The 17,923-nt window shown below is 36.8% G+C and carries 14 protein-coding genes; 8 read left to right on the top strand and 6 right to left on the bottom strand.

All coding sequences use genetic code 11. The annotated features are described in order from the left end of the window. The first annotated feature begins 509 nt into the window (after positions 1-509). Entirely contained in the window at positions 510-2,078 is a 1,569-nt protein-coding gene (lysS, locus tag F6K15_RS15565) for a lysine--tRNA ligase (protein WP_293062177.1), read from the top strand. A gap of 95 nt (positions 2,079-2,173) precedes the next feature. On the opposite strand, the gene F6K15_RS15560 is transcribed toward lysS, so the two are convergent. Then, the gene (locus F6K15_RS15560) at positions 2,174-2,611 is read right to left on the bottom strand and encodes a hypothetical protein (protein ID WP_293062175.1); all 438 of its coding nucleotides are present in this window, start codon (positions 2,609-2,611) and stop codon (positions 2,174-2,176) included. A gap of 273 nt (positions 2,612-2,884) precedes the next feature. Beyond that, positions 2,885-3,544, bottom strand: coding sequence for a HEAT repeat domain-containing protein (locus F6K15_RS15555; protein WP_293062174.1), 660 nt, complete (start codon positions 3,542-3,544; stop codon positions 2,885-2,887). Between the two features lie 110 nt (positions 3,545-3,654). Between F6K15_RS15555 and F6K15_RS15550 the strand changes: the two genes are divergently transcribed. The 4 genes from F6K15_RS15550 to F6K15_RS15535 all read left to right on the top strand — a co-directional run bounded on the left by F6K15_RS15550 (position 3,655) and on the right by F6K15_RS15535 (position 9,410). Beyond that, positions 3,655-4,455 carry a phycobilisome protein gene (locus F6K15_RS15550; RefSeq protein WP_293062172.1) on the top strand — a complete coding sequence of 267 codons (801 nt, stop codon included), beginning with the start codon at positions 3,655-3,657 and terminating at the stop codon, positions 4,453-4,455. Between the two features lie 580 nt (positions 4,456-5,035). Continuing rightward, entirely contained in the window at positions 5,036-5,794 is a 759-nt protein-coding gene (locus F6K15_RS15545; RefSeq protein WP_293062170.1) for a DUF4336 domain-containing protein, read from the top strand. 285 nt (positions 5,795-6,079) lie between these two features. After that, on the top strand, positions 6,080-6,286 hold the full coding sequence (locus F6K15_RS15540) for a hypothetical protein (protein WP_293062168.1): 207 nt from the start codon (positions 6,080-6,082) through the stop codon (positions 6,284-6,286). An 838-nt stretch (positions 6,287-7,124) separates the two neighbouring features. Then, positions 7,125-9,410 (top strand): hypothetical protein, encoded by a 2,286-nt coding sequence (locus tag F6K15_RS15535; protein WP_293062166.1) that lies wholly within the window; start codon positions 7,125-7,127, stop codon positions 9,408-9,410. On the opposite strand, the gene F6K15_RS15530 is transcribed toward F6K15_RS15535, so the two are convergent. Then, on the bottom strand, positions 9,384-10,658 hold the full coding sequence (locus tag F6K15_RS15530; protein WP_293062164.1) for a transposase: 1,275 nt from the start codon (positions 10,656-10,658) through the stop codon (positions 9,384-9,386). The two genes, F6K15_RS15535 and F6K15_RS15530, sit on opposite strands and share 27 nt — an antisense overlap. 152 nt (positions 10,659-10,810) lie before the next feature. Between F6K15_RS15530 and F6K15_RS15525 the strand changes: the two genes are divergently transcribed. The 3 genes from F6K15_RS15525 to F6K15_RS15515 all read left to right on the top strand — a co-directional run bounded on the left by F6K15_RS15525 (position 10,811) and on the right by F6K15_RS15515 (position 13,329). Continuing rightward, a complete protein-coding gene (locus F6K15_RS15525; RefSeq protein ID WP_293062162.1) occupies positions 10,811-11,098 on the top strand; it encodes a hypothetical protein in 288 nt (95 codons plus the stop codon). Between the two features lie 17 nt (positions 11,099-11,115). Continuing rightward, positions 11,116-11,295 carry a hypothetical protein gene (locus F6K15_RS15520; protein WP_293062160.1) on the top strand — a complete coding sequence of 60 codons (180 nt, stop codon included), beginning with the start codon at positions 11,116-11,118 and terminating at the stop codon, positions 11,293-11,295. A gap of 660 nt (positions 11,296-11,955) precedes the next feature. Further along, positions 11,956-13,329: a hypothetical protein gene (locus tag F6K15_RS15515; RefSeq protein WP_293062159.1), complete on the top strand. Its 1,374-nt coding sequence runs from the start codon at positions 11,956-11,958 to the stop codon at positions 13,327-13,329. 255 nt (positions 13,330-13,584) lie between these two features. Here the strand turns inward: F6K15_RS15515 and F6K15_RS15510 are convergent, their stop codons facing one another. The 3 genes from F6K15_RS15510 to F6K15_RS15500 all read right to left on the bottom strand — a co-directional run bounded on the left by F6K15_RS15510 (position 13,585) and on the right by F6K15_RS15500 (position 17,210). Next, positions 13,585-15,663 (bottom strand): protein kinase, encoded by a 2,079-nt coding sequence (locus F6K15_RS15510; protein ID WP_293062157.1) that lies wholly within the window; start codon positions 15,661-15,663, stop codon positions 13,585-13,587. 63 nt (positions 15,664-15,726) lie between these two features. Next, complete coding sequence (locus F6K15_RS15505; RefSeq protein ID WP_293062155.1) at positions 15,727-16,047, bottom strand: hypothetical protein; 321 nt, start codon at positions 16,045-16,047, stop codon at positions 15,727-15,729. A gap of 248 nt (positions 16,048-16,295) precedes the next feature. Continuing rightward, on the bottom strand, positions 16,296-17,210 hold the full coding sequence (locus F6K15_RS15500) for a transposase (protein ID WP_293062153.1): 915 nt from the start codon (positions 17,208-17,210) through the stop codon (positions 16,296-16,298). Between the last annotated feature and the right edge of the window lie 713 nt (positions 17,211-17,923).

The following is a 17,923-nucleotide window of genomic DNA, read 5'->3' as shown; positions in this document are numbered from 1 at the left end:
AGTCCCTGGACTAAACCTTAGAAGTAATTATTTATTACTAATTGCTGTTAACGTAGTTCCTCCGGAGGAGGCTCGCTGACTGCTAATAGCTGTTTGCGCAGCATTCCGTAGGAAATGCTTACAAATATTGATATCTAAAAAAAAATATTTGCCATTAATTTTTTGTCTATTTCAAATCTTATTAAAAACAAAAACAACCTTCAATAACATTATTTTTATCTTTTTATTTTGGCTTGAATACCCCGCCGTATACACAATATTTACAATTAGTTAATTAGTTGGGGTTATGATATACGAAGTGGCAGATAGTTCACTATCTCCATCCACTTTTTCCTTTTTATTTCTTCCTTCTTCCTTCTTCCTCCTTCCTTCTTCCTTCTTCCTTCTTCAATCCCAAACTTTTAACCTCCAAATAACTTTGGAATAATTTAATCTTTATCACCTCCTATAAACAGAAAAACTATGGTATTATACTAACCTCATTAACCAAATATAGAATACAACTACCAATGCCTAAAAGCGAAACCAGGAACGAAGCAGAAGTTCGTTCACAAAGAGTTGAAGAATTACGCTCCCTGGGAATAGATCCCTATCCTAGTAAAGCAGTAGAGCGATCGCACACTGCTCAACAAGTTATAGACCTATTTTCCCCACCAGCAAAGGAATTAGAACCAGGGGAAGCAGACCCTGATGAAAAATTATTAAAAGTTTGTGGTCGTATTACTACTAAGCGCGATAGTGGTAGTATTGGTTTTATTAACCTAACAGATGAAAGTGGAAAAATTCAACTTAAAATTGAGAAAAAATTAGTTAAGGGAGACCCTGGTTTAGGCTTTAAACAAATACAAAAACTTCTGGATGTAGGAGACTTTATTAGTGCGGAAGGAATAGGTTGTCGTACTAACCGAGGTGAGTTATCAATTCAGGTAAATAAACTCGATATTATTTCCAAAGCTATTATTCCATTTCCTGACTCTTATTATGGTGTAAATGACCCCGAAATTTGTCGTCGTCATCGAGAAATGGATTTAGCTGGAAATGCCGAATCTTTACAGCGTTTTAGGATGCGGAGTAAAATTTTACAAAGTATTCGTACATATCTTTGGGATGCTGGATTTTATGAAATAGAAACACCAGTTTTACAAGCAATTTATGGAGGAGCTGCTGCTCGACCTTTTATCACTCATCATAATGCTTTAGATGTAGATTTATATCTACGAATTGCTACAGAATTATTTTTAAAACGGGCAATTTGTGGTGGTTTTGAACGAGTATTTGAATTAGGTAGAGTATTTAGAAATGAAGGAATAGATAGCACCCATAATCCTGAATTTACTTCCCTAGAAGTTTATCAAGCTTATGCAGATTATTTTGAAATTTTGGGTTTGGTAGAAGATGTTATTTGTTATTGTATGACTAATGTTTTAGGAGATATAAAAGAGATAGAATATCAAGGACAAACTATTAATTTAGAACGTCAATATGACCATAGTCAAAAATATCCTAATTTCACTGGCAAACATTGGCAAGTTAAAACAATGGTAGAGGCAGTTAAAGATGAAACAGGACTAGATTTTGATAACTTAGAATTGCCAGAAGCTCTTAAAGCAGTAGAAAAATTAAACCTAAAATTATCCAAATTAGAAACACAAAGTTTAGGTTATCTTTTATATGCTGTTTTCGACCAAAAAGTAGAGTCAACATTAATTCAACCTACTTTTGTAATTGATTTTCCTGTAGAAGTCAGTCCCTTAGCAAAAAGACATCATAGCAAACCAGGTTTTGTCGAAAGATTCGAGTTATTTATTCATGGTACAGAATATTCCAATGGTTTCTCCGAGTTAAACGACCCCCAAGACCAACGCCAACGTTTTGAGGAACAAATTGCCCAGAGAGATGCAGGAGATGATGAAGCACATCCAATGGATGAAGACTTTATTCAAGCGTTGTCCTTGGGGATGCCTAGCTGTGGTGGAATGGGTATTGGAGTTGATCGTTTAGTAATGTTGTTGACCAATACTCAAAGTATTCGGGATGCCATCATGTTCCCGACTATGCGATCGACTTTGAAGGATTAAGTATTACAAATTTCCGCAAAAGTAGTGACGTTTCATCTCAAGGTTGGTTGGAGACCCGCGCTCTCCCGAAGGGGAGCGTCGTCCGCTAATTAGAATTAAGGAGGGAAAACTGAAAAGGCATCATCTTTATAAACAAGAGAACCATTTTCGACGATTCTCAGTTCATTGCCACCTAACTCACTAACATACTGAATGATATACTCTACATTTCCATTTTTGGCTTTCCAAGTAAATTTATCGAAATTTTCCCCTCGAGATGCAGGTAAAACAATTTTTGTTTTTGTAGCCTTGTTGTAACCACAATAGATGAAGCCACCACCTTGCCCTTCAAATACGGAAATTTTGAAGCTAGATGTTTCGTATCCATCTTTAAATATGGGTTCTTGACAAATATTGATCCGCTCGATTATCTCAGCTTTTTGTTTGGCAGAGAATGGCATTGCGGCCATAGTCGGAGTAGCAGCGATACAGCTCAATAGCAGCCAGAAAATAGTTAGATACTGCTTATAGTCACTATTAGAATTATTCCTCATTTATTAGCTCTTGTGTTTAATATCTTCTTATAGATGTCTCCATGAGCAAACATCTTAATTCCAGATTTATAGAACCCATTTGAGATCTTTTTAAGGGGGTAAAAGCAGGAAATGGGCAGAGGTCTAATGGGGAGTATTAAAATATTTTTCATTAGAAATTATCAACTTTTATATGAAAAAGGACGTAGTACCTATCGCATAACGATCGCTTTCCCTCCCCAAAAGGCGATCGTTAATCTCCCACTATCATATCTGATGAGTTTAGTAAGAGTCTTAAGACAGGGAACTCTCCAAAGCTGCACCTACTACTCTATGGTCTTCGTCTTTGCTCAAATAACTTAAAGCGGCTTTTGCTTGAGGGTCTTCAAATCTCCTTAACGCCTGAGCAACTCGCAACCTGGTCATCCAAGATTTAGCACTGACAAAATCTAAAAGTTTTTGTAAAGCTTCGGTTTCTTTAATTGTTCCTGCCAAAGCACCTAAAGCATGAATGGCAACTTCCTTGACAGTCAAATCTTCCCCTGCGATCGCACAAAGACAAACTTCATATAGTGCTTCAGGAAATGACATATCTATAAGAGGAGCGAGAATACTCCGACGTACTAACCAGTTATCGTCTTGACGGAATGTTTCTAGTAAATGAGGAATTGACTCTTCTCCAAATTTAGATAGGGAGTTTGCAGCTTCAGCTCGCACATTGTAGTCTTGGTCATTTTTCATCATTTCCAGTAATATCTTAAATGATTCTGGGCTGCGTTTATTGCCCAATCCCATTGCTACAAATGAACGTACTAGAAATTCTGGGTCGCGCTGTCTAGTTATGAGCAAAGGAATTGCTATTTCACTTTCGTAGTTTCTCAACTCGGTCAGTGCTTTGAGTCTATCTTGAGAATTAGAGCTATTTAAGTATAACTGAATTTGGTTTATTTCCATGTTAAGGCTTCCTTAATTTTATTTACGTTTCTTTACAAATACTAGCAACTAATCCCTAAATCTGGGATGATAAATTTCAGAAAAATACAAAAATTGATGAGAAAGTCATTATGTCTGAAACTATAGAAGCCAATACTTCAACACCAAAAACTCAAGAAATAGAAGAAGTAATCATAGGTTTAGAGCAATTGAAGGAGCGTATTGTCAATGAAACTATAGAAACAGCGAAAAAAGTTAAGATGCCTAAAGCCAAGGTAATGGCCAAGTTAGAACAACATCCAGAATTGTCCTTTATTGATAAAACCCTGAAAGAGCTGCGTTTACAACAACCTACATCTTTAACTGAAACAGCCAAACAATTAATTCCTAAAGCGAGAATAGTTAGTTTTAAAACTTGGGAAGGGGTTTTACCAAAAGAAGTAATTCAACTATTTCAAATGTCTGATGATGAAGGTCGTTATTTAACAGATGATGATTTACAGGTACTCAAAAATTGTGAAAAAATGCCAACTTTTTCTCTTGAAGCTGCTAGTTTACTTCGAGATTGTGCAGCAGAAATAGTTGATGAAGCTAGGGAAAAAGTATTAGCAAAATATCCGAATATTACAGCAGAAGGAGGCGATTTATATCCACCAGCACGAGCCGAAGCTTGTTGGCGAGACTTCTGGCATTTTTTACGTTGTATTACTTATGGAATTGCTGGCGATCGTACAGATTTTACAAGTGCTGAAGGTCTGCATTATATGAGTTTACTTTATCAAGAATTGCTTGTACCACTATCAGCAATGGTGTTAGGTTTAGAAGCAGTTAAAACGGCTAGCTTAAAAAGATTTTCTGAAGAAAAGCAAGTAGAATTAGCTCCTTATTTTGACCATTTAGTTAGTAAATTACAGCAGTTTTCTAATTCTTGAGGAGTCAGGAGTCAGTAGGAAAGAAAGAAGAATAAAGAAGCAAGAAGGAAAAAGAAAAGGAGTCAGGAGTCAGAAGGGAAGAAAGAAGAATAAAGAAGCAAAAAGGAAGAAGAAAGAGGAGAAAAAAGTGAATTTTTTTTGAACGCTAATTATCCAGACATAATATAAGTCCTCAATAATTATTTTTGAAATTACTTTGGTTATTAGCTAGGAATTAAAATTTACGATGGGTTTATAGCAGTTAAACAAGAGGTTGAGACATATCAAAAGCTTAAAACTCAGAACAATATTTTTCCTTCTTGCTTCTTCCTTCTTACCGAATAATTAATAATTAATAATTAATAATTAAATAATTATCGTTTAAAGTCTTCCCTTTTAAGGGGAAAAAGCGGTCGAGATTCGCAGCTTCCCGTAGGGTGGGATGGCGAGGTCTCCTCGCTGTCCGACCATCGACCAAGAGAAAAGAAATAATATTTCCTTGTATTCAATTCCGTAACGCTTTTAACCAGAGGTAATTATCAATTATCTATTAATGAATTCTTCCTTTTTTTTTAAGGATAAAACTAAAAAAAGTTTTCCTATGAGTAAAAATATTATCGATTTGTATGAACCAATTAATATTCCTAAAAAAGTAGATGAAAACATTTGGATTGTTGATGGAGGAATTGTCACAATGGCAATGTATGGAACCAGGATTCCATTCCCTACACGCATGACAATTGTGCGACTAAAAAATGGTGAATTATGGTGTCATTCTCCTGTAGAATTAACCCCACAATTAAAAGCAGAAATTGATAAATTAGGTGTAGTGCGTCACTTAATTTCACCTAACAAAATTCATTATACTTACATTCATAATTGGGCAAAAGCTTATCCAGAAGCTACTGCATGGGCTTCACCAGGAGTTTTAGAACGAGCAGCACAACAGAAAATTGAGGTGACTTTTCATGCTTTTTTAGCAGATGAAGCGCCTATTGAATGGTCAGAAGAAATTGCTCAATTAATTTTTCGAGGTAGTAGATTTATGGATGAAGTAGTTTTTTTTCACCGCCAAAGTTCTACACTTATTCTGGCAGATTTGATTGAAAACTTTGAGCTGGATAAAGTTAGTAAAAAATTTGGTTTTCTAATAAAGTTGATTGGTTGTGCAGCTCCAAATGGTAAAACACCACTGGATTTGCGAGCAACATTTTGGGGGCGAAAAAATCAAGCTCGTGACTGTTTCAAGCAGATGTTAAAATGGGAGCCTCAAAAAATTATTTTATCCCATGGAAAGTGGTATGAAAAAAATGGTACTGCTGAGTTGCGTCGAGCTTTTGCTTGGTTAGGAAAGAGTTAACGAAGTCAGAATTCAGAAGTTAGAAGTCAGAAGTTATTAATGTGACTTTTCAAAAGTTTTGTATGCTTTATATTACCAATTATTATCCTGTAGTTCTATATTTTAATTTGGGTGTTGCTGATTCTGGGTATGATGCAAGCCCCCCGCCGCCCCCCAAAATTGGGGGGAATAAAACTCTAAAAGTCCCCCAAAATTGTGGGATGCGCGGGGGCTTTACCAGAACCAAACAATCGCGCATTCATACTTCAATTCAGCAACGCCTTAATTTGAATATCGTCAAGAGAAATGTCAGAAACTAATAATAAAAAAGAAGATCTTTCATTATTGCAAGCTTGGCAGAAAAAAATTGAGTTAGCTAATACTAATAATATCTTTTGTCATTGTCACAACTGTGGATATGAATGGGTAGATTCCTCGTTTGAAGGGATATGTCCGAACTGCAAAAGTTCCGAGATTGAACGTATTTCTTGTTGGCAATTTCCAGATGACTAACTAATATCAAATCCATTCAATAGCACGATTTTTATTGCGTATGTCGCAATAGGAGTTTTTGCTCAGTTCTATTTCTGGTTTTATTGCGTATGTCGCAATAGGAGTTTTTACTCAGTTCCATTGCTGGTTTTATTGCGTATGTCGCAATAGGAGTTTTTACTCAGTTCTATTTCTGGTTTTATTGCGTATGTCGCAATAGGAGTTTTTACTCAGTTCTATTTCTGGTTTTATTGCGTATGTCGCAACAGGAGTTTTTACTCAGTTCTATTTCTAGTTTTATTGCGTATGTCGCAATAGGAGTTTTTACTCAGTTCTATTTCTGGTTTTATTGCGTATGTCGGCAATAGGAGTTTTTACTCAGTTGTAGGGGCGAATGGCATTCGCCCTCTCGATTTAGTGTCCGCGCGTAAGTCCTGTCAGTTCCATTGCTGGTTTTATTGCGTATGTCGCAATAGGAGTTTTTGCTCAGTTTCATTTCTGGTTTTATTGCGTATGTCGCAATAGGAGTTTTTGCTCAGTTTCATTTCTGGTTTTATTGCGTATGTCGCAATAGAAGTTTTTGCTCAGTTTCATTTCTGGTTTTATTGCGTATGTCGCAATAGGAGTTTTTACTCAGTTCCATTTCTGGTTTTATTGCGTATGTCGCAATAGGAGTTTTTACTCAGTTCCATTTCTGGTTTTATTGCGTATGTCGCAATAGGAATTTTTACTCAGTTCTATTTCTGGTTTTATTGCGTATGTCGCAATAGGAGTTTTTACCTGTTTGTGTAGTGAGTTAAACTTAATAATGACTTGATAGAATTAGCTTTCTTAAACTTTTGAACTTTCTGTTGTCCTCATGTTTAAATCTAAACTCACATTTTTTCGCTGGTTGGTGTTTGGTGTTGTAGGGTTGGTGGCGCTCTGGATGATAGGTGGAAATCTTCTAGCTTCTTACTTAGAAAAGGAAATTGATAGGGAAATTGCACAAAAAGTGAAGGAATTAGAGGAAGAATACCCCGATCCAGAACCTAATGATTCTGCTTTGAAACTGGAAGCTATATTGTCAAAAGAATTTGGGATAGCAGGTGTAATTGGAAAAACAGATCGTCAAGGTGTTTTTAAATTTGAAGACTATATGAGGTATCATCCAGATTTTAAGGAATCTCAGGAGTCTAAGGATGAATTTAAGAAGAGCAAGGAATCACTTGACCAGTATATTGATAGTCAAATCTCAAAACCTGATGATAAGTCAGAGATTAGAAGTCATTATGCTAGAAATTTCCGCCGAGTTGTGTTCCTAATTTTAAGTTCCATAGTGTTAGCTGGAGGTTTACTATTCTGGTATCTACAGTATCGCCCGAATTTATTTCTACGTCGGATTATAATTACATTTCAAAATAAATTTGTAGATATAGTAATAAATCTAATATTTCAACAATTAGATCGAGAAGCGACAGATAGATTAAAAGTTGAGGTGCGAAATCTAGCATTTCAGCAATTAGCTCAAGAAGCGACAGATAGATTAAAAGTTGAGGTACAAAAATTTCTGCAAAAAGCAGGGGCAACAACTCGCGACAATGGCAAACATGGATTGCAAATCACCTCTGCTGCAGGCAAGCTAAAATACTACATTCCCATACCTGTCTCCCTAGCAATAGAACAACCTGATGCTCAAGATGTAGTCGATCTAGTGCAACAAGCAACCAAAATGAAAAAATCCAACCAACAACAAGCAGGAATTATTTTCTATCGGGAACCTCCAGATATTCTTTTCCGACTGCGAATGGCGGAAGTAAGATTGCGCGATCGCTTTATCCTCATTCCCATTCCTCTAACAGCAGTGGAAAAATCACTACAACAGGGGGAAGGATATTCAGGACTTTTAGCTGATTACACAGAACGCTATTTGCCGGAGGCAGACCTATTTAATGACAGCAATGCCATCGGCGATACTCTCACATTTTTTGGTCGAGGGGAACTACTACAACGTTTGGAAGAAAATCTACGTCGAGGTCAGGGTATTGGCATTTTTGGTTTGCGCAAGTCTGGGAAAACTTCGTTGTTGTTGCAATTGGGATTTGCAATGCGAGAAAACCCTTTAGTTCATATTGACTTGCAAACTTACGGGAGTAAACCACGTTATGGTGCAGAGTTGTTTAATCAAATTTTGTCAAAACTGTCTCAACTAATTGAGTCCCGTTCCGCCAAAACTCTAAGTGTCCCTAAATTATTTGAGAGCGATCGCCCTGCTGCTCATCTCACAACAGAATTTACTCAACAGTTACAAAGTTTGACTCAACAACTTTCTCAACTCGGTTATCAACTTCCCATTCTAATTTTTCTAGATGAAATTGAGCGCATCATTCCCACTGAGACAGATACAAAAGAGCGAGCGGAGGAGTGCAATGCTTTTTTCGGAGCATTACGAGCAGTCAGTCAGGAAAAACGTTCTCTTTCTCTACTGGTGGCGGATGTTCATCCAGATATTAATCGCATCAATCAATGGCAGCAACCTAATGTACCTACTAATCCCGTGTTTAACTTTTTCAAGGAAACTTTTGTCGTGCCTTTTTCTGCGGATGAAACCAATAGAATGTTGACTGATATTGGAAACTTAATGGGAATTACTTTTGACGAAGAAACTCTGAGTGAAATTCATATTAGAAGTGGCGGACATCCCTTTGTGTCTCGGCAGTTAGCAAGTTTATTGTGGAAGAAAGTGGCAAAAGAGCATGAAGAAAATATCCAGTTTGCTGATGCCCAACGTTATTTGAACAAACCCTTTACTTATTCAGGAGTATTAAAAGATTACTGCGGGCAAAATATTTGGAGCGACATAGAAAAACGGGAATTTCAGTCAGCAATGGCAATTATTCGGTTGCTTGCTTGCAACGAAAAACTTGAGTCAGGAATTCCATCATCTGGTATACTGAAAAAACTGCAAAATCAATTCACAGAAAGTGAGTGTTTAGATGCTTTGCTGTGGTTAGAATCAGTTGGTTTAATTCTACGGCAAGAGTCAGGAGTAGAAGATGAGTATCAAATAAAATTACCACTTCTGTCTCAATGGTTGCGGATGCAATTGACACTCCACGAACTAAAGTCGCGTGGATTCTTAAGCGAAATAAATTTGTCGGACTGAAGTCACGTCAAATTTTACCCTTAATGGCATAGCCAAAGATGCCTCTAGTCTGTCCGGAATAAACCCATTCAGGTTGCTTTTGACTCCAATATTTGCAGCACCGTTAGCATCAGCATTTATCAATTTTCCTTGCTTAGTTTTGTACAAACCACGCTTTATCCGCTTGCCACTAAAACTATATTCAGTCGGCTTATCAGCATTGTAAACAGGCATCTCATCGTTGTCTAGAAAACTCGCTTTAGATGTATAAGATTCCTCAAGTTCAGTGTAAGTTACCCCGTATCTATCACACATAGCTTTTAGTTTTAATCTAAAAACATTGTGTGGTATTTGTACAAACTTCTGATTAGTTTTTTGGCCTAAGTTAATATTTCTTTTGATGCCGGGATTAACACCTACAACAATATCGGATATATTGTTATCTATGCACCAGTTGATTAAATATCTAGCAGCTTTATTTAAGTAATCTCTAATTTTATTGTTTCGATTTGCTGTAATGCTAACTTGCTTTTTGGTTAAAGTTTTAATGCCTTGTTTATCCTTTATAGATTGTAATCTAGCATTTTCTTTGTTGTACCACTGGTTGATTGATTTAAGCTTTCTACCGTCTAGAATAAACGATGACCCAGTATTTGATACACAAGTGGCTAAATTGTCTAAACCAAGGTCTATTGCTAGTGCATTATTAGATTTTATTACTGGCTGTGGTTCCTCCTCTGTAATAAATTCAACTTCAAAAAACCTAGCATTAAATCTAGGAATTATCCTAATTTCCTTGAGATTCTTATCAGCTAGTCTTTCAGGAAAAGGGATTTTTACTGCACCATAAAGAGCTTTAAATTTCCTAGACATTGGGATATTAAAATATCCATCTTTTACCTTGATTCTAGGTATTATTAAATGGAAATAACCGTCCTTATTTAGATATCTAGGTAATCGTATTTGCTCAAACCGATATAGTCCTTCTTTAGCTTTTTGTATTAAACTAAAAAATGACTTAAAAGACCTATCTACAACTTTTAAAGTTTGTTGTGCAATATCAGTTTGAAGTAGCTGATAATTTTCATTATCTTTGCAGTAATAGTAATTTGACTCGTATCTTAGATATTCGCCCTCAGCAAAATAGAATTGTCGCACAGAATAAAGCCCTACATTGTACATATTTTTGGACAATCTGCACAATTGCCTCAATGCTTTAAATTCTTGGCTAGACAAGTTTCTTATTTTGTTTTTTTGGGTTAAATACATAATTTGATTTTTGCTTTATAATAGCGAAAACTTTCATAGATGTCAAGGCAACTATGGGTTAAAACCCGCGCCCGTCGTTTTCCTCCAGCCGTTAAAACAGGCTGGTTTTACACTTCCCAAAAAATTATGATGAAACAATAGGAGAACCAAGAGTGGCAACTTTCGTCAGACCAGATTTTAAACTGCCAATATCAGACACCCGTTACTTTTTTGGGCGCAATGATATTTTGAAAGCTGTTGAGCGATCGCCTTTTTCAGTACGCATTTTATTAGGAGGTCATCGTCTGGGAAAAACCAGCTTATTAAATGAGATTCAACATCGGTTTCTGACCTCTAGCAATTACGACTATCGAGCATTTCCAGTGTTATTCAACCTTCAACAAGAGCGACCAGAAAATTTAGACCATCTGCGCTACTTATTGAGCGATCGGTTTACTTAAAACTGATAAAACAGAGAATGGGAACAGCAGAATCTTTAACTGAAAAAGTTGATTTAAGCATTGGTGAAGTGGCAGATGCTCTTGAGGTATTAGCTGGTACAGGAGTAATTCAAAAAATTGATGATGAGCAGTATAAAATTGGAGCCAAAATATTTGAACAGTGGGTTAACCAAGAATTCCAGAGTAGACAAATATAGTTTCAAAATAACATTTTTAACCTTCTAAAACTTTGTTGCAAGAAGTGAATAAGAAAGAAGGAAAGTATATAAGTCCTGAGATCTATACCTTATGAGTTTTGGTCTTACCTGAACCGTCATTTACGGAAATTGATTTGATTTTTTATTATTGTACTGGCAAATTTCAACCTTCGCTTATCTTCATTAGACTTGTCGCTTTATAACTTAAAAAACTCCCAGAAACCTTGTTATGTAAGGATTGTAGTTCTTGGCTAGCAAAAAAGCTTAGAATTATTGCTCTGTCTAGGTTGGAGCGATTTTTTCCCTTTATTTAGCGACAACTCTATTTAACCCAAACTTTGCTGATAGACTAGCAAAGTGAAAGTTAGTATTTTAGGCTCATAGTTGGGCAGAACAATCTTGGGACAAAACGCCCGCTCCTACCTCCTCGCTCATTCCCTTTTCTCCCCTCCAAGGAGGGGTCAGGGGTGGGTTGTCTCCTGTCTTCCCCTCCCCTCCTGGGAGAGACCCGCGGGTGGGTTGTCTCCTACCCCTACTAAAAGACTTTTGGTAAGGAAGCGTAAGTCCTATAATTGTTAATATCTGTACTTCATATACTTGAAATCTGATGTCAAATAATTCATACTTTAACTTATACTGAGCAAACTTCATACTTAAACTATGACTCAATACAATAAGCAGCAACAAATCTATTGCCTGTCTTGGGCTTCTAATCTCCTTTGTCCTGGTTGGGGTTCCAAACCTGCCCTCAAGAGGGGAACACAATCAGAGCTACAAAAATCTGCAACAACAATACTCCCAGAGATTTTATCAGCTCCCAAGGTACAGCAATTAATTGGAACATGGGAGCTTGTTTGGGGTCCAGTTGTTTATCAGCATCCCCGTAACGGAACAACATCAGGAGTTGCCGATAATCTCATGTACATGGCAGCCAAACGTGATGGTGATGAATTTGATAGCTATGTCATTTCTATCGCTGGGACAAGTAAAGCTTCATTGTACAGTATCGTAGAGGATGTGTATGTATGGGAGACCAAACTTTGGAATAATGGTAAACCATGGAATGTTGATCTTATAGAAAAAGTAGAAGACAAAATAGGTATACGAGTTTCTGCAGGCATGAGTCTTGCACTCAAAGCTGTCTGTGAAATGACATCTGATGGTAAGTCACTAATGGACTACCTCAAGGAGGTGATGAGAAGTACCAAAAAACCGATGCCAATTATCTTCACTGGGTTTAGTCTAGGAGGCTCACTTTCACCTACCCTTGCTTTGTCATTTAGCGATCGGCGCTCAGAGTGGGACCCTGAAAATAAAGCGGATTTATCAGTCTTGCCAATTGCAGGCTTTACTCCCGGTAATAAAAGCTTTGCTGAACATTATGACCAAAACTTAGGTAAAGTAACAGATCGCGTCTGGAGTCAAGTTGATTTGATACCTCATTGGTGGGAACAAAAACTGCTTGATGAAGCCAAAACTATGTACGAACCATACCTTCGCCCCAATCTATTAATTGATCTATTAATTGATTTTTTCAAGTTTTTGAGTAAGGATGGGAACTATCAGCAGATCTGCTCCGATATACCTGGTTATAGTCTTCGGTATAACTTAGCTATCTCCAATTATTTAGATTATTTGGATATTCCTGACCTATCAAAACTTGTAGCCAGGATAATACTTCTACATTTAGGATTTAAAGATCCAAGGCAAGAGTTGATCGCTGAAGTGGGTGAAATCATCGAGAAAGCAATAAAAGATGATTTAATTGGCCATTCCCCATCACCCAAAATTCTGTCTGAGGAGATAATTAATAAAGCTAAGATCAAACCGGATATAGAAAAAATAATTGTCAGATTGCAAAAAGAAAAATTGGATTTAGCCCGTGAGTTTTTGATAAATAAATTGCAGGAAATTTTTGCTGAGAACTTAACGGACTTTATTAAGTATGTGGCGCAGGTAATATATCAGCATTTACATGGTAACCCGAATTATCTAAATATTCCTGAATTCTTGAAAATATATGACAACGGTTAGGAAAACGGTGTAAAAGAGCCACAGTTGGGCTATGTAAAAGTGAAGCGTAAAAAGACTAAAGTTTCCTACTTTTATTATGACTGATATTACTGAGTAGCACTTAGTCAAGGTTCTTCTTTGAACTTGTGAGGAGTGTGTTAGGTGTAGATGATGAGAAATATTTTGGCTAATCAATAGTAAGCGATCGCCTTTCATTTGCCCAGAGAAAAACTGACAAAAGTAGCGATCGCTCTAAATAACCATGGTTAAAAAAGATTAAAATCTAGAAGGAGAAAAGCGCCACACCTTAATCGTGTCATCAAAACTACCACTAATCAAAGTTCTGCCTCGAGGGTCAAAAGTCAAATTCACCCAAGCCGAATGTCCCTTCAGTGTTCCCATCAAACCACCTGTATCTATTTGCCAGAGTTTGATTGTACCGCCAAAATCTCCACTAGCTAGAGTCTTACCATCAGGACTAAACTCCAGAGACTGTACTTTCTCTGAATGACCCATCAAAGTACGTTGAGAACGCCTAACAACTCGTCGGGGACTATTGCTGTCCAGATCCCAAAGTTTAATCGTATTATCCCAACTACCACTAGCTAAAGTCTTACCATCTGGGCTAATAGCAACAGACCATACTGGCTCATCATGTCCTCTGAGTGTGCGTAATAATCTACCATAACGCCAATCCCATAGCTTAACAGTACCATCATTACTACCACTAGCCAGAGTCTTACCATCGCTACTAAAAGCAACAGACTGAACCTCATCTAAATGTCCATAAAGAGTATATAAAAGTAAACCACTATTCAAATCCCAAAGTTTAATAGTTTTATCTTTACTCACACTGGCAATAGTATTTCCATCTGGACTAATAGCTACAGAGAACACATCCTTCAGATGACCATACAATGTATTTTTCAAAGTACCACTGTAGATATTCCAAATTTTAATCGTACTATCACTACTAGAACTGACTAGAGTACGACCGTCGGGACTAACAGCAACAGACCACACAGGTCCGTCATGTCCTGATAATTTACCAAGATTATTACCGCTACGCAGATGTAACAGTTGAATATTTCCATTCGTACTGCCACTGGCAATAATACGACCATTAGGACTAGCTGCGATTGACCAAACTGGGCCAGAAGTGGTAGCTAAAGTTTGCAGTGGAGAAAGTCGGTCTATGATTCCCGTAGATGGAGATATGGGAGGAAGGGTACTTATATTAGAGTCAAAATCATCTATTTTTAGTTGAGGTGGCCGAGGTGGCCTTGGTTCTAACTTAGGAATATTGGTGGATGAAGATAATGGCTGAGTTTGGGGAGATGGTAAGCGAGAACTAATAACTAAAGATAACAGAGCGATCGCTGCTGCTCCCCAAGCAGTTACGGTCCACCGTGGTTTCTGTAGGATAACATCTACTGGTGTTGGTCCATATTTGATATCTTTAATAACTTCTGCCACAGACTGATACCGTTGACGATGGTTTCGTTGTACCATTTTGTCTAATATTCGACCCAGATGCCTACTAATAGGATGTTTTAAATAGTCTCGCCACGCCCACTTATCTGCTTTAACATCAAATAGTTCAAAGGGTGAAACCATGGTCAATAGGTGGAGACAAGTTACTCCCAAACTATAAATGTCACTGTTGGGGTAGACTTTCCCTTTTGTTTGTTCTGGGGCAGCATATTCAGCAGAACCATTTATACTTCCTATTGATAATAAATCTCCAGTAGCGGAAATGGTCACACCAAAATCAACTAAAACAAATTCTTGAGTATTTGTTCCTGGTTTTGTCCGACAAATAATGTTTTCTGGTTTAATATCTCCATGAATCAGGTGATGGTCGTGGATAAACTCCAAGACTGGCAACAACTGGTTTAATATTTGCCAAATTTTATGTTCACTAAAGACACCATCTTCTATAAGTTCTGTGGCTAAATTATGGCCTTCAATATACTCTTGTACGAGATAACGGTGGCCATCGTGTTCTACAGAGGCTAATAGTTCTGGAATCTGGGGATGTTTTCCGATTTTGTCTAGTTGTACTGGGTTGCAACTAAAGGTGGGAATAACTCCTTGACCCTGAAAAACTAGGTCTTTTCTGTCGTCTAGGTTGACAAACTCTTTGATGATACACGGCGGTTTGGAAGGTTTGTCTTGGTCAATGGCTAGAAATGTATGGTTCCAGACGCTTTCACCCAAGGGTTTGACGACTTGGTAGCGTTCTTTGAGTATAGGGGGGCAGTTGGATATTCCCCCTATTGTCTCATTTTGACTGACAATTTTCTTGTCAGGGTCTTCTGGATTTTGGCTGTGAGAATTGATGCGAGGATTCATAATCAGCAATCAACTAGCATATTTGTTCTTTGACACTCCACGGACTAAAAGTCGTGTGGATTCTTAAGTGGAATAAATTTGACGGACTTTCTTCACGTCAAATTTTACCCTTAACGGCATAGCCAAAGATGCCTCTAGTCTGTCTGGGTTAAACCCATTCAGGTTACTTTTGACTCCAATATTTGCAGCGCCATTTACGTCAGCATTTATCAATTTTCCTTGCCTGGTTCTGTACAAACCGCGCTTTATCCGTCTACCGCTAAAACTTTGTTTAACTGGGTTATCGGCATTAAGCACAGGTATTTCATCATTATCTAGAAAACTAGCTTTTGATGTATAAGACTCCTCCTGTTCTTGATAAGTCAAACCATATCTATTACACATAGATTGTAGTTTGAACCTAAAAATATTGTGTGGTATTTGTACAAACTTTATGATACCGACCCCTCTTGCTCCCCTCCCTGGAGGGGATGGGGGTGGGTGATATTTTTTTTCATGCCTGGGTTAACGCCTACAACAATATCGGATATATTGTTATCTTGTAAGCATTCAGCTATTAGCATTCAGCTATCAGCTTTTGAACATATTCAAGAAATTACTAAGGTTAGCTGAAGACATTTTTTTTATAAGTTTTAATTATCCTTGGAGACTAATCCTCTTTTGAGCTGATAATGAGCTAATAACTCATAGCTGATAGCTGACGGCTGAATGCTTACGTTATCTCTGCACCAGTTAATTAAATATCTAGCTGCTTTGTTTAAGTAATCTCTAACTTTGTTGTTTCGATTAATTGTAATACTTATTTGTTTTTGGGTTAAATTTTTAATGCTTTGCTTGTCTTTTATAGATTGTAATCTAGCATTTTCTTTGTTGTACCACTGGTTGATTGATTTGAGCTTTCTACCGTCTAGAATAAACGATGACCCAGTATTTGATATACAAGTAGTTAGATTGTCTAAACCAAGGTCAATAGCTAGTGCATTATTAGATTTTACTGCTGATTTTGGGATTTCTTCTGTGATAAATTCAACCTCAAAAAAACTAGCGTTAAATCTTGGAATTATACGGACTTCTTTTAGATTTTTATTAACTAATCTTTGAGGAAAGGGTATTTTTACTGCACCATATTCAGCCTTGAATTTTCTAGACATCGGGATATTAAAATACCAGTTTTTTATTATTATTCGAGGTATTATTAAAGGAAAATACCCTTCTTGATTTAGATGTCTAGGTATTCGTATTTTTTCAAATCTATATAGCCCTTCTTTTGCTTTTTGTATTAACCCAAAGAAAGATTTAAAAGACCTGTCTACAACTTTTAAAGTTTGCTGTGCAATATCGGTTTGGAGTAATTGGTAATTTTCATTATTTTTGCAGTTATGGTAATTTGATTCATATCGTAAATACCCGCCTTCAGCAAAATAAAATTGTCTTACTGAATACAGCCCTACATTGTACATATTTTTGGATAATCTGCACAATTGTCTTAAGGCTTTAAATTCCTGGCTAGACAAATTTCTGATTTTGTTTTTTTGGGTTAGGTACATAATATAGTTTTTACGCTATAATATTTATACTAGCAAAACAATATCAAACTGCCAAGGTAATTAGGGGTTAAAACCTGTCGGGTAGTTTCCATCAATCCGTTAAAACTGGCATTTTTCCTGCTTACTGAAAGTTAGTGATGATAGTATTTCTTAGATTTTAGCTACAAACTTGAAGAAGGCAGGAGGGAGTAGGGGAGTAGGGGAGTGGGGGAGATTTAAGTAATTATAGAGTTATAAGCATATACTATATAACCGGATTCTATATTAATTAATAAACCCGCGAAAGAAAAGATAAAGTATAAAATTATTATCATTAGACTTCTTGCAGAAGTCAGGGAATAGGTAATAAGGGGATAAAATTGTTGGTTCATCTCTTGAATTGACTCAATTAAAAGTTTGGCAAGAGATATATTATTCTTTTTTTTCACGCCCATTATTTGGTGAATTTTTGTTCCACCAAAGTAAAAGTTACTGGTTTCAAATTCCCAGATATTTTCTACATAAACAAAACAGAAGTGCTTTAAGCATTAAGCCATCAATTATTAGCTAGCCTCCTGCGGAGGAACTGCGTACTTCAGCCATTAATTTTGGGGATAATAAAAGCAATTGAGAAATTGAGAAAGAATAAAAGCTATTGCCAAAGTCCCCGGACTAAATTTTAGAAGTAATTATTTATTATTAATTACTTTTAACGTAGTTCCTCCACAGATTTT

Source organism: Okeania sp. SIO2B3 (genome assembly GCF_010672525.1).
GTDB lineage: Bacteria > Cyanobacteriota > Cyanobacteriia > Cyanobacteriales > Microcoleaceae > Okeania.
This window is presented reverse-complemented; position numbering and strand designations above follow the sequence as displayed.